At 53.3% G+C, this 20,860-nt stretch carries 13 protein-coding genes; 4 read left to right on the forward strand and 9 right to left on the reverse strand.

Annotated elements, in window-relative coordinates; genetic code table 11:
- Window positions 1-144: 144 nt before the first annotated feature.
- From A6X21_RS22125 to A6X21_RS22140, 4 genes are all read right to left on the reverse strand, one after another.
- Window positions 145-1,572, reverse strand: a complete 1,428-nt coding sequence (locus A6X21_RS22125; protein ID WP_068852968.1) for a DUF1501 domain-containing protein — start codon at window positions 1,570-1,572, stop codon at window positions 145-147.
- 120 nt (window positions 1,573-1,692) lie between these two features.
- Window positions 1,693-4,512 carry a PSD1 and planctomycete cytochrome C domain-containing protein gene (locus tag A6X21_RS22130; protein ID WP_165603904.1) on the reverse strand — a complete coding sequence of 940 codons (2,820 nt, stop codon included), beginning with the start codon at window positions 4,510-4,512 and terminating at the stop codon, window positions 1,693-1,695.
- A 328-nt stretch (window positions 4,513-4,840) separates the two neighbouring features.
- Window positions 4,841-6,973: an elongation factor G gene (gene fusA, locus A6X21_RS22135; protein ID WP_068852971.1), complete on the reverse strand. Its 2,133-nt coding sequence runs from the start codon at window positions 6,971-6,973 to the stop codon at window positions 4,841-4,843.
- A gap of 668 nt (window positions 6,974-7,641) precedes the next feature.
- Window positions 7,642-8,691, reverse strand: a complete 1,050-nt coding sequence (locus tag A6X21_RS22140) for a threonine aldolase family protein (RefSeq protein WP_068852973.1) — start codon at window positions 8,689-8,691, stop codon at window positions 7,642-7,644.
- A 289-nt stretch (window positions 8,692-8,980) separates the two neighbouring features.
- On the opposite strand from A6X21_RS22140, the gene hisD reads away from it, so the two are divergent.
- From hisD to dtd, 4 genes are all read left to right on the forward strand, one after another.
- On the forward strand, window positions 8,981-10,363 hold the full coding sequence (gene hisD, locus A6X21_RS22145; RefSeq protein ID WP_068852976.1) for a histidinol dehydrogenase: 1,383 nt from the start codon (window positions 8,981-8,983) through the stop codon (window positions 10,361-10,363).
- A gap of 70 nt (window positions 10,364-10,433) precedes the next feature.
- Window positions 10,434-11,576 (forward strand): serine hydrolase domain-containing protein, encoded by a 1,143-nt coding sequence (locus A6X21_RS22150; RefSeq protein WP_165603905.1) that lies wholly within the window; start codon window positions 10,434-10,436, stop codon window positions 11,574-11,576.
- Window positions 11,573-12,715, forward strand: coding sequence for an NAD(P)/FAD-dependent oxidoreductase (locus A6X21_RS22155; RefSeq protein WP_068852979.1), 1,143 nt, complete (start codon window positions 11,573-11,575; stop codon window positions 12,713-12,715). The genes A6X21_RS22150 and A6X21_RS22155 overlap by 4 nt, the downstream gene beginning before the upstream one ends.
- Before the next feature lie 21 nt (window positions 12,716-12,736).
- Complete coding sequence (dtd, locus tag A6X21_RS22160; protein ID WP_068852982.1) at window positions 12,737-13,186, forward strand: D-aminoacyl-tRNA deacylase; 450 nt, start codon at window positions 12,737-12,739, stop codon at window positions 13,184-13,186.
- A gap of 349 nt (window positions 13,187-13,535) precedes the next feature.
- Here the strand turns inward: dtd and A6X21_RS22170 are convergent, their stop codons facing one another.
- The 5 genes from A6X21_RS22170 to A6X21_RS22190 all read right to left on the reverse strand — a co-directional run bounded on the left by A6X21_RS22170 (window position 13,536) and on the right by A6X21_RS22190 (window position 20,777).
- The gene (locus A6X21_RS22170; protein WP_068852988.1) at window positions 13,536-14,558 is read right to left on the reverse strand and encodes an acetyl-CoA carboxylase carboxyltransferase subunit alpha; all 1,023 of its coding nucleotides are present in this window, start codon (window positions 14,556-14,558) and stop codon (window positions 13,536-13,538) included.
- Window positions 14,559-14,751: 193 nt separating this feature from the next.
- Window positions 14,752-16,440 (reverse strand): serine/threonine protein kinase, encoded by a 1,689-nt coding sequence (locus tag A6X21_RS22175; protein WP_131818497.1) that lies wholly within the window; start codon window positions 16,438-16,440, stop codon window positions 14,752-14,754.
- A 444-nt stretch (window positions 16,441-16,884) separates the two neighbouring features.
- A complete protein-coding gene (locus A6X21_RS22180; RefSeq protein ID WP_068852993.1) occupies window positions 16,885-18,030 on the reverse strand; it encodes an efflux RND transporter periplasmic adaptor subunit in 1,146 nt (381 codons plus the stop codon).
- A gap of 226 nt (window positions 18,031-18,256) precedes the next feature.
- Window positions 18,257-19,429, reverse strand: a complete 1,173-nt coding sequence (locus A6X21_RS22185) for a class I SAM-dependent methyltransferase (protein ID WP_068852996.1) — start codon at window positions 19,427-19,429, stop codon at window positions 18,257-18,259.
- Between the two features lie 166 nt (window positions 19,430-19,595).
- Window positions 19,596-20,777 (reverse strand): class I SAM-dependent rRNA methyltransferase, encoded by a 1,182-nt coding sequence (locus A6X21_RS22190; RefSeq protein WP_068852999.1) that lies wholly within the window; start codon window positions 20,775-20,777, stop codon window positions 19,596-19,598.
- Window positions 20,778-20,860 lie beyond the last annotated feature (83 nt).

A 20,860-nucleotide genomic window follows, 5' to 3' on the forward strand; every position in this document is an offset into this window, starting at 1 on the left:
AGCGCAACCTGCTGAGCAACTCGTAGTCATTCAATTCCTATCTTTGAACGCGGTTTCGCACCAAATGCATGCTTTTGAAAAAGAACCGGTTCAAATTGCAGCATCAACACATTGATGGGCGAAACTGTTTACCGGCGCAAATCATCAGGCGATCAAATCTTTGACGACGGTTCCATGAACATCCGTCAGTCGGAAATCTCGCCCGGCATAGCGGTAAGTCAGCTTTTCGTGGTCAAACCCTAGTAGGGCCAGGATTGTGGCCTGAAGATCATGGACGTGAACCTTCTTCTCAACCGCCTGAAATCCGAAGGGGTCGGTGGCTCCATAAACCTGACCACCTTTGACTCCACCACCTGCCATCCAGACAGTAAAGCCCCAGTGATTATGGTCCCGGCCATTGATCTTACCGGCATTTGAGCCAGCCGTCGGCATCTCGACGACCGGGGTGCGTCCAAACTCACCACCCCAGATCACCAGTGTTTCGTCAAACAAACCACGCTCTTTCAGATCAGTCAACAACTGGGCGATCCCGCCATCAATCTGCCCTGCCAGACGACGATGCCCCTCTTCGAGATCATCATGATTATCCCAGGGCTGCCCTTCGCCATGCCAGAGTTGAATAAATCGCACACCCCGTTCCACCAGGCGTCTGGCAATCAACAATTGACGCCCCTGCACAGAATCCCCATAAGCTTCGAGAATGTGCTTGGGTTCATTCTGAATATCGAAGGCATCCGTCGCCTCCATCTGCATACGATACGCCAGCTCAAAGGAATGAATGCGTGCATCCAGAGCGGCATCTTCCGCTCGCTTCGCCTGATGCAATTGATTCAGCTTCTGCAGCAAATCGAGTTGCCGGCGCTGTTCAGGCAGTGAAGCGACATGACTTTTAATGTTCTCAATGAGCTTCTCAATATCGCGATGACGCGTATCGATGTGAGTTCCCTGATAGACACCCGGTAAAAAGGCCGATCGCCAGTTTTGTGTGCCGGTGATCGGTAGACCATTGGGGCACATCGCAATAAAGCCCGGCAGATTCTGATTTTCACTCCCCATGCCGTAGGTCACCCAGGCTCCCAGACTGGGGCGGGGCAGGCGGGCATCGCCACAATTCATCAGCATCAATGATGGCTCATGATTGGGAACATCTGCATGCATCGAGTGAATGATGGCCATATCGTCAATGTGTTTGGCCGTCTTGGCGAACAGTTCGCTGACATAGACCCCGTTCTGGCCGTACTGCTGAAACTTGAACGGCGAGGCAAGGGCAGCGCCTGTTTTGCGCTCTGTCTTTAACGTCTCGACGGGGAGTGGCTTGCCACCATATTTCTGTAGCTCAGGCTTATAGTCGAACGTGTCCACATGAGATGGCCCGCCATTGCAGAAAATGTGGATAACGTGCTTGGCTTTCGCAGGGAAATGGGCAGGGCGGGGCTGCATGGGGGATGAAAACTGCTTAGGCCCGGCAGAAATTTCCGCCATGGCCTGCTCCGTCGTCATTCCTGCCAGAGCCAGTGCACCAAAGCCACAACCCGATCGAGCCAGAAACTCTCGGCGTGATGAATAAATCATGGTTAACCTGCCTTATCGATCAAGGGCTGCGAAATTACTTCTCGCCACTTCTGATACGTAAATTCTCAATTCATTGACTGGGCGACATACCAGTTGAGAGCTTTTGAACACCACGATTTTTCAATCGACAAACACGTACTCATTGGTCATCAGTAGTACTTGAGCCAATTGCTGCCACGGCGTGAGATGCTGATCTTTTTTCTCTGCGTTCTCGGCAGGTTTTCCAGTGGAACCTGTCATCACAAACTCAACGGCCAGTTTCTTTTCTTCAGGTGTAGGGACCCGGCTGAGAACCCGCTTGTAAAGCTCGGTGACCGCTTTATCTCCATCGTTGGCGGGGACCTTGATTGAAGCGGCCAGCAATCGGGTCTGATCGGCCACAAACTCGGAATTCAGGAAGAATAACGCCTGCTGAGGAACCGTCGTTTGCGGGCGAGCGGGAGCACTGGCATCAGGATCGGCAAAATCAAAAGCCCGGAAAGTGCCCGGTAGATCATTACGGTTAATCAGTGCATAGACCGTTCTTCGATGCTCTTTGGGGTCTGTCAGGCTGCCAAAGGGCCGCCCTCCACGAGATTCATCCAGGGTTTGTGAAACAAACAGCATCGAGTCGCGCATGGCCTCCAGGCTGAGTCTTTGGCGGGGCATGTAGCTGAGCAGTCGATTCTCGGGATCAACTGTCAGCGACTTTTCTGAAGGTGTACTCGCCTGTCGATAAACGGCTGACTTTAAAATCAGACGATGCAGTTTCTTTACAGACCATCCCGAACGAATGAACTCGCGGGCCAGATAATCGAGCAATTCCGGATGGGAAGGGGGTTCCCCGCGAATTCCGAAATCACTCGCTGTACGCACCAGTCCATTACCAAAATGCTGCTGCCAGACACGGTTCACCATCACTCGAGCTGCCAGATGCTGAGCAGAACCTGTGATCGCTTCTGCCAATTCCAGGCGTCCGCTCCCTTTTGTGAAGGGTGCGCCCGCAGGATTCAAAACCTTCAGGAACTGCCGCTGAACTTCATTTCCCTGTCGGCCCGGATTACCTCGCTGGAAGACACGCTGGCCACCGATTTTCTCGCGATCCAGCAATACCATCGCTCTGGGCGGAGCACCGGGGGAAGTGACCTTGAGTTCTTCCACCTTGCGGCGTTTGGCCCGCAGGTCGTCGTTCATCGCACGGTCAAAAGCCTGTCGAGCTTCGTTAATTGTCCATTTGGTCGGTGAGGCATCTCCATAGAGCACCACCCGCAATTGCTCTTGAGATCCATCCACGAAGGCCTTGGAATCAGGATTCTGCTTGAGATTTTCCTGCCACGCTCCGTCAATCTCCCGGAACAATTCGCCATACAGGCGAGCCAGATCGTATAGGTTGGCCGGCTTTTTCTCTTCGAGTTTTTTGAGCAGTAGAGGATGAACTGGCTTGCTTTCTTCACCCGAGGCTTTCGCCTTTGTGATCAGCTCATCGAGCCTGGAAGAAAACTCGCCGGCCTTGAGCCCGAAGGTGTCGTACCAGACACCGAACACCAGTTGATTTCGGTCACGATGATTGTTCAACCAGTCGCGCCACTGATTCACCATGCGCGGCTGCGGTTCCTCGCCTTCAATCTTCATCTGAGCGTCATCACGTGCAGGGGATGACTGCTTGATCAACAATTGCAGAATCTCTCCCACTCGATGCCTCATCGAGTGCTGGACTTTCTCAAAGTACCTCTGCTCGGCCTCATCGACAACTTTTTCCCGCTTTGCCAGTTCTTCGAGAAATTCCTTATAGACCTGCGAATCCCCTGGCTTGCCAATCTCGGGAAGCTCTTCCGGCTCATAAGAGGCCTGGAAAATGCCGTAGAACCCGTAGTACTCATCGATCGAGACCGGATCGAACTTATGATCGTGGCACCGGGCACATTGCACTGTCATGCCCAGAAAACCACGCATGGTCACATCAATGCGGTCATCGATAATGTCATGCGTATTGTTGAGATAACGCCTGCCGGTCGTTAGAAAGCCCAATGCGGCCAGATGCATCTTGTCCGGCCCGGCATCCACCTGATCGGCTGCCAACTGGTACTTAACGAATTCGTTGTACGGCATGTCGCTGTTGAACGCCTGAATGACCCAGTCGCGGTAGGTATAGGCGTATGGGTAACGATGCTCATCTGTGAAAACATACCCTTTAGTATCGGCATATCGAGCCACGTCGAGCCAGTGGCGCCCCCACCGCTCGCCATAACGTGGAGAATCGAGCAAGCGATTGATGACCGTCTCTTCGGCACTCGGCGAACGATCTGCCATGAAGGCCTGAACTTCCGCAAAAGTCGGTGGCAGACCATGCAGATCAAAGGTCACTCGACGAATCCATTTCGCTTTATCGGCAGCGGATGACAGATCGAGCCCCGCTCTCTCCAGCTTATGAAGAATGTACTGGTCGACAGGTGTTTTGACCTTGGAACGATTTTTTACTGAGGGAGGAGGGGATTCATTGAGTGGTTGAAATGCCCAGTGCTTTTCACGAGCCACTTGAGGATCGCGGAGATTATCACCAGAGGGCGCCCCATCCTGTTCTGATTTCGGCCAGACAGCACCCGCGTCAATCCAGCGCTTCAAGTCGGCAATCGCGACTTCGGATAACTTCCCTTTCGGAGGCATCTGAATGTCATCGTCGCGGTATTCGATCACCTTGAAGAGTCGGCTCTCGGCACTCTTACCGGGAAGGATTACATGGCCGGAAGAAATTTTGGCTCGCGATGAAACGATGGAATCGAGGCGGACATCGCCTTCCTGTTTTTTGGGGCCGTGACAATCCAGACAATGCTCGACAAGGAGCGGACGAACACGGTTTTCAAAAAACGCCACCTGGGCGGGATCAGCCGCGTCATCGGCTTGAACGAAGGCAGGTATCGAATGAGCAACGAGCATCAGGAGGAGCAGGACTGCGGACTGCACGAAATGGCGGCCCCTGGAATTGCTTCCAGTCGTGCCTGGTTCGATCAGACGAAGCTCTCGGAGTGTCAACATGAAGTATCACCGTCGGCAGGGCAGGGGAGAGTCAAAGCCAGGAGGGCAAATCATCGGCAGGAGTTTCATGCGAATATTATCACATCAAACTTTCTTTACTTATTGTGTCGGTCATTTCGCCGATCATCAAGGGAAAATTATGTCCGGCCGATGCAATCCTCATGATGTCACAAGGTCAACAGCCATAAAGCAACGAGCCCACCAGAATCTCTCCTGATGGGCTCGCTTGAGGCCTCAATTCATTTCGAAGGAGCCGTTACGCCTTTGCCAGACGTTCGGCTTTTTCCTTCTTGCGTTTTTCGACCACTTCGTCGACCAAGTTACGTGGCAACATGGAGTAGCGGCTGAATTCCATGGTGAACGTGCCCTTACCCTGCGTCATCGAACGGAGTTCGTTGGCGTAGTCGAACATCATGGACAGAGGAACTTCAGCACTGATGACGGCAGTTCCCAGGTTGGTATCCGAGGAATTGATCACACCACGCTTGCTGGAGAGCTGCCCTGTCACTGAACCCTGGAATTCTTCGGGAACTTCCACTTCGAGCTTCATGATCGGCTCGAGCAGACCGATATCGGCCTTCTTGAGCGTATCACGCATACAATCGAAACCGCAGATGTCGAACGCCATTTCCGAAGAATCGACGTCGTGGTAGCTGCCGTCCTGCAGAACCATACGGACATTCACCACTTCGCACTCGCAGAGAGGCCCCTTGACGATCCCGCGCTGGAAGCCCTTATCTGTCGGAGCGATGTATTCCTTAGGAATACGACCACCGGAAACTTCGTTCACAAATTCATATGGCAGCACGCTGTCCTCAGGCAATGGTTCCAGGTAACCCACAATGTGAGCGAACTGGCCCGAACCACCGGTCTGCTTCTTGTGCTTCCAGTTGAATTCCACCTTCTTGGTCGGTGTTTCGCGGTAAGCCACACGTGGCTGACCAACGATACATTCGACGCCATATTCTCGCTTGATGCGCTCTACATAAATATCGAGGTGCAACTGCCCCATACCGGCAATCAGCGTCTGACCGGTTTCTTCGTCAGTCAAAACGCGGAAAGTCGGATCTTCACGGCGGAAGCGTTCCAGAGCTTTGCCGAGCTTGTCTGCCCCATCGCGCTTCACTGGCTCGATCGAGAGACGGATCACGGCGTCAGGCACGAAGATGCTTTCCAGCGAATAGTTCGTACCTTCTGCGCAGAACGTATCCCCCGATGCACAATCGACACCCACCAGAGCCACAATGTCACCGGCTTCACCCGATTCAATATCTTCACGGCTGTTGGCGTGCATGCGCACCAGTCGGCCAAAGCGCACTCGCTTGCCCGTGCGGGTGTTAACATAGCTATCGCCCTTAATAATCTTGCCCTGATAGATACGGGTGTAAGTCAACTGACCAAACTGCTCGACCACGGTCTTAAAGGCCATGCAGACGAGTGGCTTTGAAGGATCCGACGAGAGCGGTACCCGGTTCCAACCTGGCTGAAGGGCCGAAGTATCCGCAGGCGGCTTCATGTCGTTATCCATGGCCGACAGTTCGCGATCGAGCGGGCTGGGCAGGTAGTATGTCACTGCATCGAGCAATTCCTGCACACCCTTGTTCTTGTAAGCCGACCCCATCATGACGGGAACGATCTTATGTGACAGCGTGCAATCGCGAATGATCGGACGGAGCTGTTCAGCGGAGAGTGGCTGCTCTTCGAGAATCGCCATCGCCACGTCATCATTGAACATCGAGAGTGTCTCGAGCATGAACAAACGAGCTTCGGCAGCTTTCTCAGCGTATTGAGCAGGAATTTCTTCATAGCGAACAACTTCGCCGTCTTCTCCATCGAAGAACGCGGCGCGCATTTCCACAAGATCGATGACGCCTTCGAAAGCGGCTTCACGACCCATGGGAATCTGCAGAGGGCAGGGGTTGACCATGAGTTTATCGCGGACCATCCCGATGACCTTATCAGGATTGGCACCAGTGCGGTCCATCTTGTTGATAAATGCAATACGGGGCACCTTGTATCGCTTCATCTGGCGGTCGACAGTCAGCGACTGACTCTGCACACCACCGACGGAGCAGAGCACAAGAATCGCGCCATCGAGCACGCGCAGACTGCGTTCCACTTCCACGGTGAAGTCCACGTGGCCAGGAGTATCGATCAGATTGACGGTGTAATCCTTCCACGTGACTTGCGTCGCTGCGGAAGTGATCGTGATCCCTTTTTCGCGTTCGAGTTCCATGTGATCCATGGTCGCTCCGACGCCGTCCTTACCTTTCACTTCGTGAATCGAGTGAATACGGCCGGAGTAAAACAGAATGCGCTCGGAGAGCGTCGTTTTGCCGGAGTCAATGTGGGCCGAAACACCAATGTTGCGGTAACGGGATAGATCCATGATTTCAAAAATCCGTGAAAGGGACAGAAAACAACCAGATAATCCGAAACCCTGGTATGCCTTGGCAGATCAGCCGCCAGAGGAACTTCAGGAAACAAACCATCTGATCGACAGAAAGTGAGTGAAAAACCATTCCTGCAATCACTGGGTCTGAGGATAAAACCCTGATGCAGAAAGAACTTAGGGTTCGGGCATTGTTAGAATAAACAATGCGGTGCGGGGCAGCATTCAGTGGAATCGCAGTGATCAGTCAGACCACTGTCGTGATGCACGAGAGAGAAGGGCTCCTCAAAATGACCCCGACACTCGCGCACCACGGAAACTACATGGGTGGAGGAACTTCCCAAATCAGCATTCTCGATTTTCCCAACTGAATTCCCACTTCAAAAAAACAGACTTCTCGAACATCCCCTGAATCATCAGGCAAAAACCTGTTGAGGAGAGAAGCATGAATCCTGAAGTGCACAATAGTACATCGCTGTCTGAGATAAACCAGACTGCGGATATTTACGAGTACAATATCTTTCCTGCGATCTTTCGTGAAGTCTCGATGGGCTTGCGGTAGAAAACTTGTTCAAAAATTCCCAACTCTCTCTGGCAAAAGGATATCCAGCCGCTATTCAGCGGACATTTCCTTCCCCTCGGGAGCCTGATCGGCATGTCCTGTGTTAATCGCGAGAGCTTGCTGCCACCGTTTGAAACGCCTCCACGACTCGTGGCAAACAATCGCCGGGGATATCCAGATGTGTGCACAAACGAATTTTCTGGCGGCCAAAGGCCAGCACAAGGACACCTTCCCGCTGCAAAAGTTCGACGAATCGATCAGCAGGGCCCCACTCCCTGGCAATTTCGATGATCACTATGTTCGTCGCGACAGTCTTCAGATCGATCGAGAGGTGGGGAATCCTGGCGATCTGTTCCGCTAACCAGCGTGCCTGCGCATGGTCGTCTTTCAATCGCTCAACATGATGATCGAGAGCGTACAACGCGGAAGCAGCCATCATTCCGCCTTGCCTGATTGCTCCTCCAAAGAGCTTTCGGGCACGCCTGGCCCTGGCCATCATTGGCCGGCTTCCCACAAGCATGGAACCCATCGGGCAGCCTAAGCCTTTAGAAAAACAGATCGAGACGGTATCGGCGAACTCGCAAAACTCCCGTGGGCTGTAACCCGCAGCCTGACACGCATTGAACAAACGCGCGCCATCGACATGCACTGCCAGTTGACGGGCATGGGCCCAGTCGGCGACTTCACGAAAAACCTCAAGTGGCCAGGGTCTGCCGCCACCCCGATTTGTTGTATTCTCAACGCAGACCACTTTGGTGATCGATTCATGCTGATCGTGGCCGTGAATCATCCCCTCCAGTTGTTCTGCACGAAAGATACCCCCTTCGCCATCAATCAATCGACAGGTCACACCATGCAGGGCAGCAGGGGCTCCCTGTTCGTAATAAAAAATGTGTGAGGATCCATCGAGCAGGATTTCGTCGCCACTCGAGCAATGTGCCCGCAAAGCCATCTGATTGGATTGAATTCCTGAGCAGGCATAAACGGCTGCTTCCTTACCCAGCATTTCCGCCACACGCTGTTCGAGCCGATTGATGGTCGGATCTTCGCCGAACATATCATCGCCCACTTCAGCTTCCGCAATCACCCGTCGCATCTCGGGAGTCGGCCGTGTCACTGTATCGCTGCGTAAATCGATTCTTCTGACATTCACTTCGACGAACCCTTAGATTTCGAATCACCTGTCATCGAGCACAATCCAATCTCTGGAGAGACAATTCACTCAGAAGTTGGGCTCTCGTGGACTTCAAGAGACGCTTTACCTACCATACATTACGCATTCTCGATTCGCTGATCGGTCAAGACAGAGATCACATATGACAGAGATCAGGCAGGACAGAGATCGGATCACACCGAAGAGAATGCCAGTCATTGCCCGAAAGCGAAAGCTCAGGCAGATGACTTCCTGCGATGATTGAAATTTAACCTCGGAATCACCTCCCATGACCGCTGGCCCTGGCGCCGATTGGCTTCCCGTTTATGAATATGGTACGGAGTCAGCAGAAGAGGCTTTACTGACTCTCCGAAAAAAATTGAGCCCGCGTGGAGATATTGTCTCCGATGCAGGTCGTGCAAGAACCATCGAACTCTTCGGTGCCCCTCTTTCGCCCCGTGAAGTGGCAACTCGCATTCTCTCTGAAATCAAAGAGCAGGGGAGAGCAGCTCTGCTGAAGTATGCCCGCTTACTCGATAAGCCGGATCTTCAAGACGGCGATCTGCGTGTTCCTCAAGCAGAGATTGAAGCTGCTCACGCTGCGGTCGATCGACAATTCCTGTCCACGATTCGCCGCATTCGCGAAAATGTTTCTGAGTTCCAGTCGCGGATTCTTCACGAGGATGTCCGTCTCGTCAGACAGGACGGCCTGGCCCGGGTCGAGCTGACTCAAAGGTATCTGCCACTCAAAAGGGTCGGCATCTGCGTTCCTGGCGGTGCCGCAGCTTATCCCTCGACAATTCTCATGACGGCTATCCCTGCCCAGGCCGCAGGAGTTCAAGAACTGGCAGTCGTGACGCCTCCCACAAAATTTGGTGCTTACAATACCCACGTTCTGGCCACCTGCGCTGAACTGGGAATCACAGAAGTTTATCGTGTGGGAGGAGCACAGGCGGTTGCCGCACTGGCTTACGGCGTCGAAGGGATTCCCCGGGTCGATAAAATCGTAGGCCCGGGCAATATGTTCGTCGCACTGGCCAAACAACTTGTTTTTGGCGATGTCGATATCGACAGTATTGCAGGCCCCAGTGAAGTTGTCGTGATTGCCGATGATTCCGCCACAGCCAGCTTTGTTGCCAGCGATCTGCTCTCTCAGGCCGAACACAGCCCCGGATCGAGTATTCTGATCACTTGGCATCGCCCGCTGATCGAAGAAGTACAAGCGGAGATTCATCGTCAACTGGCTGATTTGCCCAGGTCTGAACTGGCCTCATCGAGCCTGCGGGATTATGGCGCGATTGTTCTGGTCGATTCGCTCGAAACGGCCTGCCGGTTGACCGATGAACTTGCCCCCGAGCACCTTCATCTGTCAACGAAATCGCCTGATCAGTTACTGGAGCGGATTCAAAATGCCGGCGCGATTTTTTGCGGGCATTATACTCCCGTGGCTCTGGGAGATTACTTTGCCGGGCCATCGCATGTCCTACCCACAGGGGGAACGGCCCGATTCGCAAATGGGCTCTGTTCGAATGACTTCCTCAAGCGATCATCGGTGATTCGCTTCAATCGTGACGCACTGGATGATGCTGCACAGGATGTTCGCACAATCGCGACTGTTGAAGGACTGACAGCTCACAGTCAAAGTGTCGATATTCGCTTGAAAGACGAGTAAGCCCTTGTTGCCACCGAACGGATTCGTACTCAGGGATGATGATCCCGAGAATCAGTCATTAGGATCCAATGTGTCTGCCACCGATTTGAAAGACTGGCCCCACCTGCTCAAAGCCTTCGACGAGGGTGTAGCGACCGGCCTGCATCGTGGCCTGCAGATTTACATCTCTCAACATGGACAGCCACTCCTGGAAGCAGCACTGGGAGAGGCTGAACCGGGCCTGCCACTCAGCTCCGAACACCGTATGCTCTGGCTTTCTTCCGGTAAGCCGCTGCTTGTTTTAATCTTTGCCAGACTCTGGGAACGTGGCCTGGTAAGAATCGATGAACCGATTTGCCACTGGATTGAAGAATTCGGTACTCATGGAAAAGAAACCATCACCTTCCGGCATGTTTTAACTCATACGGGCGGCTTTCGAGTTCTCGACCTGGGCTGGGAAACAAAGTCGTGGCAGGACGTGATCGAGTTAATCTGCCGGACATCGCTCGAAGCCAACTGGGTGGTCGGTGTCACGGCTGGATATCACACCATCAGCAGCTGGTTCATCCTGGCTGAAGCACTCTCACGGGCAACTGGGCTCTCAGTGAGAGATTTGTTCGATCAGGAACTTCGCTATCCCCTCGGCTTGCCCGAGTTGTCTATCGGCTTATCCGAGGAATGGTACATCGAGAACCAGTCGTCGGTGCCGCCGATGTATGCTCGTATCAAAGGGGAATTGCAAGTTCTCGATTGGCATCAACCTCCAAGAGCCATCTGTATTTCGCCGGGGAGTAACACCCGTGGACGAGCACGAGATCTGGGTGCCGTCTATGAAATGATTCTTAAAGAAGGGGAGGCGGCTGATGGTTCGCGTTACCTCCAACCCACGACGATCGCTGCTCTGACAGCCAGGCATCGAGTCGGCCTGTTTGATTTGACGCTTCAGCACATCGTCGATTTTGGACTGGGTTTCATCATCAACTCGAAGGCCTATGGTCCTGAAACAGTACCGTACAGTTATGGACTCTGGACTTCCCCTCGAACGTTTGGTCATGGTGGTTCTCAATCATCGATTGGGTTCTGTGATCCGGAATCCGGGATTGTTGTCACCTGGGCCACAAATGGAATGCCGGGAGAAGGGTGGCATCAGCGACGAAATCGAGCATTACAGCATGCCATCGGACTCGACCTGTTTGAGAGATTTCCGCAGCTCAATACGGGAGCCAGCATTTGAAAGGATTGAGTTGTGACATCGTGATTCTTGGTGCCGGAGTCGTGGGCTTATCGATGGCTCTCGAGCTTCGTCGTCAGGGTCTGGGTGTCATTGTTCTTGAAAAATCGCTGCCTGGACAAGAAGCGTCCTGGGCAGGCGCGGGCATGCTCCCACCAGGCTATCGACTGGATCACTCTTCCTCTGAAGCTCGACTGAGAGCCATGTCTCATCAGCTCTGGAATTCCTGGGCTGATCAACTCTCCTCGGAAACTGGGATTGATATTGGCTATCGCAGGCAAGGTGCTGTGGGTCTGATACCAAGTGGGGATTCGCAGCGTCAACTCTTTGATGATTATGCCCAAGAGGGGGTAATCGTTGAAAAACTCTCCTGCGAAGAACTGAGGTTTCGATTTGGCTGCCAGTCCTCGACCGAGGAAACAGGTTTTTTCATTCGAGAGTTTGGTCAGGTACGAAATCCCAGATATCTCCGCGCATTGCAGACAGCCTTTCTGCAGGCCGGTGGCATCATCAAATCTCAGACGACGGTCGCTCAGTGGAATATCAGCACTTCTGAAGGGATTCGCTTAACCACTACCAATGGCGAAGTGATTTGCGGCGACAAACTGATTCTGGCCACAGGAGCCTGGACGCAACATCTTCTGCGGCGTTCCTCTGATGTCACGAACCCGGGCATTCGCCCCATTCGCGGACAGATTGCCTTACTCAAGGAAAGCATCCCCACGCTTTCTACGATTATTGAACGTGGCAAGCAGTACGTGGTTCCCAGGGGTGATGGTTATGTGCTGATTGGTTCCACCGAAGATGACTGTGGATTTGATCGATCCACTCAGCCGGAATCGATTCAGCAACTGGTTGCATTTGGCACTCGACTTGTCCCGTCTTTGCGTGATGCCCAACTGGAAAAATCCTGGGCTGGACTGAGGCCATGGAATGGTTCTACAACTCCCTGGATCGGCTGGATGAGTGAAGCAGGGTGCGGAGCCCATGAACGGGTTTTGATCGCTGCCGGACATTTTCGTCATGGCCTGCAGATGTCTCCGGCCACCGCCCAACTGGCCCGACAGTTGATCCTGCAGCAACCGACAGCGATCAGTTTACCTCCCATCTCTCCGGAACTGGCCTTAGCACAGCCGGCATAGTCTAGCCATCGAGGATGCGGCATGAGAGCAGTCGTTCAACGAGTGACAGAAGCCCGTGTCAAAGTGGCGGGCAAGATCGTGGGCGAGATTGGCCGAGGTCTAATGGTGCTGATTGGTGTCAGCACGCATGATACAGAGGTCGATGCAGCATGGTTGGCGGACAAGTTGGCGGGTCTCCGCATCTTTGAAGACGAGGACGGAAAAATGAACCTTGCCTGCGCTGAGATCGGGGGAAGTGTTCTGGCTGTCTCTCAATTCACACTTCTGGGAGATGCTCGTCAGGGCCGGCGTCCCAGCTTCACTATGGCCGCCAGACCAGAACTGGCAGAGCCACTTTACGAGCAGGTCGTTTCCATTCTCCGTGATCGGGGGCTTAACGTGCAGACAGGTCAGTTCCGTACGGAAATGAAAGTCGAACTGGTCAACGATGGGCCAGTCACCATGCTTCTCGACAGCCAGAAACCCTTTTAAGTTTTGCCGGGCAAGTTCTTCCTGGTCAGCCGCCCGAGTCCTCATCGATCTTTCGCTTCAACGAGCGATCAAGAGGGGAGCATCTCCTAGGAGCCACTCGACTGGTTCAAACCCAACGGCAAATTCAGCACAACGATTTCCAACTGGATTTCGGGGTCGAAAAGCAACATAACGGACATTATCGGACGTTGCAGTTGGGGGTGTTTTTTGCGATACGGAATGGACTGGCTGGCCTGCTCATGAAAAAAGACAGCCCGGTGGCGGCTTGCCTTCCGGGCTGTCTTTTCGTGCGGCTTGAAGCTGATCCTGTCTATCAAACAGATTCGCCTCTTACTTGCAAACTTGCCTCTTATTTGGAGTGACCCACCAGAGTCTGCTCTGCCGTGGGCGTTTCCTGGCTGATCTTGGCCTGGACCACTTCGTCAAACTCGCCGATCTTGCGGAACTTCTGATATCGCTGTTCCAGAAGTTCGGGCCCGCTCAACGGCAAGAGTGCTCTCAGTTGTCGAACGATTGTCGCCTTCAAGTTGGTGGCCATGGCGCGATGATCACGATGGGCTCCACCTAATGGTTCAGGGATCACTTCATCGACGATCCCGAAACGGAGCAAATCTTTCCCGGTGAACTTGAGTGCCCGGGCGGCCTTGTCAGCAAACTTCACATGCTTCCACAAAATCCCCGCACAGCCCTCGGGACTGATCACGGAGTAATAAGCAAACTGAAGAACTGAAACCGTGTTCCCAATTCCAATCCCCAGAGCACCACCAGACCCCCCTTCACCAATCACCACGGAAATGATCGGAACGGGCAATCGGGCCATCTCGCGAAGATTGTAGGCGATCGTGTAAGCCTGGCCCCGCTCTTCGGCACCAACGCCTGGATAGGCGCCTGGCGTATCAATGAGGCACACAATCGGCAGACCGTACTTGGCGGCCATCTGCATCTTCAAAAGAGCCTTACGATATCCTTCGGGATGAGCACAGCCATAGAAGCATTCATTTCGCTCTTTGAGTGTGCGACCTTTCTGCTGGCCGATGAACATTACCTTGTAATCATCCAGCTTGGCGAAACCAGTGATAATGGCCCGGTCGTCGCCAAATGTCCGGTCTCCGTGCAGTTCGATGAACTCATCACAGATCAGTTCGATGTAATCGAGAGTTTGTGGTCTCTCAGGATGGCGGGCGACCTTGACAACATCCCAGGCGTCAAGATTCTCAAAGACTTCTCGCTTCATCCTCGCCAGCTCAAGTCGGACAGTACGGATGGATTCAAGAATCGCCGGCGTGGGATTCGACTGCGATTCCAGTTGCGAGAGTTGATCCTCGAGCTGAAAGATCGGGCGTTCAAACGGGAGCTGAAATTGCGGTGACATAAAACTTCCATGGCATGACAGACACGGCAATTGCTCCGCTGCTGCCAGTCAGCGGGTTGCTCCGCATGACCGGCCAATCGCAATCACTGGGTGAAAGTCAATGGTCGTCAAAAATTCACAGGGATGCCGAGGTCTCCCAATGACGGAGAATTCAGCGAATCTCCCAATTTGGGATTACCGTTAAGTTAATCAGTTAGATCACATCCGGCAATTCCGTCATGACTTCAAGATCATCATCGCTGGAACCCGAACCTCGAGCTGTGGGATGGGGAGCGCTTGGCCGCGGAGGCACCTGCCCTGGCCCGGGTGGCTTTGGCGGCATGGCCTGAGGAGGTCGTCCAGCCATTGGCGGATTCTGGGAAGGCATGGAAACCCCTGCCGGTGGCGCATTCGGAATGGGTGCTGCCGATCCTGCTGGTCGCGGCATCTGGGCTGGGAAACCCGGTTGTGCCGGGCGGGGGGCTCCTTGAGGAGGAATTCCCGGTTGTGGCATTGACCCAGGTGGCATTGACCCAGGTGGCATCGACCCGGGTGGCATCGACCCGGGTGGCAGCATACCAGGTGGTACAGAACCTGGCGGCATCATGCCTGGTGGAACCATTCCGGGAGGTACCATTCCCGGGGGAACCATGGCCGCAGGGGTCATCCCGGGTGGATAAGCATTGGGAGGCAAGTTACCGGGTGGTCCATAAGGTGATGGTGCATAAGGGTTTTGAGGCATCGCACCGGGTGGCATCATGCCGGGCGGTAAACTCTGTGGAGGCATCCCGCCCGCTGGCTGTGGCCGCTGAGCTGTGGGCGGTGGACTCCCGGGCCTTGTTTGTGGAGCTTGTGCGGCAGCCGCTTTTTTTGCCTTAGCCTGTTTACGACGTTCAAGTTCGGCCGCGTGACGAGCCCCCAGTTCGGGGTTATCGCGGATCATCTGCTGGCGTAAGACATCGGCGCGGCTATCGACCTGCACTTCCCCGAGCGTCTCAATAATTTTGGCTTCTTCACTCAGCTTTTCATTATCGAGAGCCTTAGGAACGACATCTTCCTTAAAGATGCGAATTCGTCTGAGCTCAGAATTGATTTCCTGGAAATCCTTGTATCGATTCTGTGGTTTCTTAGCCATCAGCTTCTGAATCACACGATCCATCTCGGGTGTGACATTCGGATTGAGCGACGAGGCCATGGGTGGTTCCATGGCAATATGCTTCTGCAGCAATTCCTGAGGTGTGGAACCTTGGAATGGCATTTTTCCACCAGTCACGATTTCAAAGAGCGTCACCCCATAGCTGTACATGTCTGTCTGGAATGAGAGTGTACGCTTCAGAATGGTTTCCGGGGCGAGATACATACGCGTCCCTTGAATGACCTTCACACTACCGCCACCCATGAGTTTTGAAAGTGCACCAGGCGGATGCATGGCCAGAGAGAAGTCGATCAGCTTCACTTCACCGGCCCGATTCATCAGTACGTTTTCCGGCTTGAAATCTCGATGAATCCAGCCTTTCTGGTGCAGGTGAGCCATCGCCTGGCAAGTCCCTTCAATGTACTTGGCAATTCGCGATTGCAGAGCGGCCGGCTCCCCCTTGATCTGCAGCTTCACGTTGACGGCGCGAAAGTATTCCATCAGCAGATAGGAGTGATCCCGCCCGATGACGAGTTTCTCGTTGCGAATGATATTCGGGTGATCGAGCGTCTTGCCGACGGCGGCTTCCATCCGCAAAGTGGCTTTGGCAGCAGCTTTGTCAGGGACGTTAGCGAGCATGAGCTTCATGGCCAGAGTGCGGCCCCCCGGGCCACCTTCCTGAACTTCCCATACTTGAGTCGTACTTCCTGTCGCGATGGGACTGATCAGTTGGTACTCATCGATCATATTGCTGTCGTCGTCACTCAAGGGTCTGCTCACTGAATGGAAGATTGGTCGGGAAATACAACAGCGACAGGTCAACCTGAGGAATAGGCGATCACGGCCTCCTCTGGTGAAACAGACTCAGGCACCAGAACATGCCGTCAATCCATTCCATCCAGCATAGGCCAATTGCCACTCCGCGGAAAATTCCACATAGGTAAGTTCCTCCACTTAGAATAATTATGCTGATCAGCAGATTTCCAGCAGGTTATTGCCTGCTGGGAAAAATGATGACCAAGTTCAAAGAAAAGGGCTCGCAGAGAATCTCTCTGCGAGCCCTTCCAGCGACCACAACTCTGGCCATGAAATACTTGTCAAAAAACCTGAGCACCTTGGAACTTCAATTCGGGCTGACTGACATACCTCGCTTTGAAAAAACGCTGAAAGGGTCAGCATTGCTGACACACGAAGTCGCACCTGGAAATGGGATTAAAAGCCGACGTCAGAATTTCCTGGTGGTGGGGTGCGGCCAGGAGTGGCAGGTGTCGCCCCTGGTTTGGTCGTCAACTGGCTGGGTTGAATCTGGAATCCATCACCGAGAGCGTGAGAAGATTCATAAACCACCTCGTCACCTGCCAGGAATGCTCCACTGACAAACAGACGACCAGTGCCAACCGATGCCAGCAGATTGACAGGGATATCACGAATGACATTCAGCCTCACAACCTGAACTTTGCGGCCACCATCACCGGAATTGAGTATTGCGGCTGCCGGAACTTCGACCACATTCTGCCTTGGAATCATCGGGGGATAGACAGTCATCCCGGATTTCAACTTTCCATCAGTGTTTTCGAAAATCACAATCGCACTTGTGACTGTCTCGAATAGATCTCGCAGGTTGTCAAACCTGGGATTCAATGGGAGGACAGATTCGATCTTCCCTTCGAGTTCATTCCCTTCAATTCTCAGCTTTACAGTTTTCCCGACTTCCGCCGCGGCCCGTTCGACAGGAACTTCCACCACAACCTGGGAAGAATCGGCCACAATTACGACTGGTTGCCCTGCCCTGACAAACTCGCCTGTCGCGACGAGATATCGCTCGATCTCGCCATCAAATGGTGCTCGAATCGAAGTCTGATCAAATACGAGTTGTGCGAGATCGAGTTCTGCCCTGGCAGCTTCGAGCCTGGCATCGCTGATGGCCTTGGCTGATTCTGAGCCATCTCCCGATTTCTGCTCAAGTGTCGCGACTTTGAAAAGTGCTTTGGCACGATCCAACTGCAATTTCGCCCGTGTATTCTCCAGACGGAGAATTTCGGATTGTCCAGCGACTTTAGCGCCAGGCTTTTGTGTGATCGATCGAATCACGCCATCGGCGGGAGCAACCAGTTCGACTCGTGATTTCGGTACGAGAGAAAAGTTGATGCGGTACTTCTGGGGGTCGATCAACTGCACCCCTTCCCGCTTGATCACAATCTGATCACCAGGGCTGGCAATGGGCTTTGCCTCACCTGTTTCAGCTGCTGGAGCAGCGGGAGGCTGGGCGAGACCTGGTGCGGGATCAGTCAGGAGGAATGTTGCCCCCATCATCGACAGCGAAACACTCTGCCTGAGTGCTCTTAAATCAAACGCCATGAAGACGGCCTTTCAAACGGTGGCGCTCACAAATCAATTCTCCAACTGGCAGAACATGAAGTTCTCCATCTGGTAACGCTACGTTGACTCGTTCCATAAAGTCAATTCGCAGGTCGATTTGAATCGAGGAGATGAAGGAATCTTTGCAATAAACACTCTTGCAAAAATTCCTGGAGCGAATGGATCGTTGTGAAAGTCTGCCCAGAATCAAGGACCAACAAAGCCTCTATTCTTCATAAAGCTTCGGTTTGCGGCGGCGAGGCTTGGCGGAGCGGTACTCTTCGTACTCAGGTGCAGTTGCCGGCACCTTCCCACTCATGGATTTCGTCGCTTTGACGATCGAGTAGCCGCGAATCAGATCGCTGGTCACATTTTCAAACAGTAACGGCAGCGATTCGACATACCAGGCGGGTGCTTTGGTAACGATATAGATTCGACCACCCGGAATGAGAATGCGGAACGCCGTCTCAACAAAAATCCCGGCAATTTTGTAGTTTGAGAAATAAGGTGGGTTCGCGTAGACGACATCGACGCTGTTGGATTCGAGTGATTTCCCGGTGGCATCCAATCGAGTCTGGACTCGGCTGGTTCCATTTTCCTGAGCGGCCCACTGAGTGCATTCAATGGCCCGTGGATTCGAATCCACTGCCAACACGTCCAGCTCCGGATGTCGCAAGGCGGCAGCAACAGCCACTCCTCCACTGCCGCAACCCAGATCCACAATCTGTCCCTTTTCCATCGGTTCAATCACCGAGATCAGCGTGCGTGCTCCCACATCCAGCTTTCTGTGGGCAAAAACGCCGGGGCGACTTTTCATGCGAATCAGTCGCTCACCGTCTCGAAACATGAATTCACAGTCATGGTTTTTGAGTTTCTTCGGGGACTCTGTCTTGATTGCCAGATAGGTCACACCTTTACGAGTGGGCCTTCGAGTCACCTTAGGGAAGAATCGCTGAATCTCCGTATGCAACCACTGATCATCTCTCATATCAGTTGTCGCAATGAGAGTTCCCCCATCGACCAGTCGAACACATGCCTGCTGTAACAGATCTCTGGTCAGTTCCGCTTCACCTGTTTTCGGTAGCACCAGACAGATGGTCTGGTACTCGACTCCCGGAAAATCGGGTTCGCAAACGAGCTGCAAATTGGCAGGCACACCCGCTGGTGCCAAAGCGGCCTGATCACGCAAATGAACATCCAGAAACCAGCAGGTGACCTGACTTTGTGGCCTTGCAATTGCGAGTGCAAAAGCAAATTGTGCCCGCCCAGAACTGTTGCACAGGATTTTTTCACCCTGAACATCAGCCATTGCATCGACCATTAATTGTTCGGCTGGTCGAACCTTCGGGACATACTGGGGAGCCACCTCCCCTCTTCGTAAACGGCGCGGCGAATTCATGACGAAGTTCTTTCCTATCGGGCCCATCGGGAGTCAGCCCGCTGTATTCATTGATTCCAGGTTGTTGGATCGGAATCGAGTCTGCAGCCGGAACCTGTTGATCGTTTGAGATTTTTTGGTACGGATGCTTTAGATTCCCGTGCCGCTTAGCGCCAAAAATTCAGGCTCAGGCGGTCGTAATGTAACACTTCAGGTAATTGGATTCCGGACATTGCAATGATTGCGGATGATCTGGCGAGGGGCCGCGCGCCTCTAAAATTTTCAGTTCACGCCGAGCCTGCCAGGCCGCTTCACGAAGAACCTGCTGAAACAGGTCATGAGTTACCAATCCGCTGCAACTGCAGGTCACCAGCGTTCCCTGTGGCTCAAGAACATCCAGTGCCAGTCGATTCAGTGAGTGATAGCCTTTGAGACCCGAATCCAATGTTGACCGGCTTTTCACCAGTTTGGGTGGATCCAGGACGATGGTTTGAAACCGGACCCCCTGATTACGAAACTCAGTTAATACTTCAAAAGCATCGCCATGGCGGACTTCGTATCGGTCGGCAAGACCATTTCGTAAAACGTTTGCGGTAGCATTCTCAACAGCGATCTTCGATGTATCCACACCAATGACATGTGTGACCCGCCCATGTCTCAGGGCGTTCATGCCAAAGCCCGCCGAGTAACAGCACAGGTCAAGCATCTGACCACTGGCAAACTGAGCGGCTCTGAATCTGTTCTCTCGCTGATCCAGATAGAACCCCGTTTTTTGCCCGTCGACCAGATCCACATGGTAAACCAGCCCATGCTCTTCGACAGGTATGAACGCTGGAGGGGTTTCGCCTCGAAACAATCCATCAATCAGAGGCATGCCCTCGGCTTGACGAATCCCCTTCTCTGTCCTGAGCCAGCAACCACTGGCTTGTGTCTGCTGCATCAGTTCATCAACCAGCAATTCCATGCGGGATTGAAGAGCGTGCGAGCCCAGTTGAGCCAGCAACCAGCCTCCGTAGCGATCCACAGTGAGCCCCGAAAGAAAATCGGCCTCGCTGGAGATCAACCGTGCACCATTCATAGCCGTTGGAGCTGGCATGAATTTCCGGCGCAGGTCACACGCCATGCGGACTCTCGACCGCCAGAAATCTTCGGTGAGAGGTTGATCTTCATTCCATGAATAGATGCGAACTCGAATTCGACTGGAACTGTTGTAAAGGCCATAGCCCAGAAATTTTTCATTGGCCCCAACCACGAGAACTTCATCACCAACTTGTGGCTGACCTTCCACGCGGTCGATGGCAGAATCAAACAGCCAGGGATGCCGGGAGGCTCCTCGCGAAAATTGACGACTGGTGACAACCCGAATCAAACGCCCCGCCCTTCTCCACTCACGAATATCAGAAGACTTCCAATTGACGAATCAGGTCGCTGTTTCGGATTGTTTTCACAGTG

The sequence above is a fragment of the Planctopirus hydrillae genome (assembly GCF_001707835.1).
Lineage (GTDB): Bacteria > Planctomycetota > Planctomycetia > Planctomycetales > Planctomycetaceae > Planctopirus > Planctopirus hydrillae.

Excerpts from the sequence above, each read along its gene's own strand:
- A6X21_RS22125 (WP_068852968.1), bottom strand. The coding sequence starts at position 1,572 with ATGATTTATTCATCACGCCGAGAGTTTCTGGCTCGATCGGGTTGTGGC.
- fusA (WP_068852971.1), bottom strand. The coding sequence starts at position 6,973 with ATGGATCTATCCCGTTACCGCAACATTGGTGTTTCGGCCCACATTGAC.
- hisD (WP_068852976.1), top strand. The coding sequence starts at position 8,981 with ATGACCGCTGGCCCTGGCGCCGATTGGCTTCCCGTTTATGAATATGGT.
- dtd (WP_068852982.1), top strand. The coding sequence starts at position 12,737 with ATGAGAGCAGTCGTTCAACGAGTGACAGAAGCCCGTGTCAAAGTGGCG.
- A6X21_RS22170 (WP_068852988.1), bottom strand. The coding sequence starts at position 14,558 with ATGTCACCGCAATTTCAGCTCCCGTTTGAACGCCCGATCTTTCAGCTC.
- A6X21_RS22180 (WP_068852993.1), bottom strand. The coding sequence starts at position 18,030 with ATGGCGTTTGATTTAAGAGCACTCAGGCAGAGTGTTTCGCTGTCGATG.
- A6X21_RS22185 (WP_068852996.1), bottom strand. The coding sequence starts at position 19,429 with ATGAATTCGCCGCGCCGTTTACGAAGAGGGGAGGTGGCTCCCCAGTAT.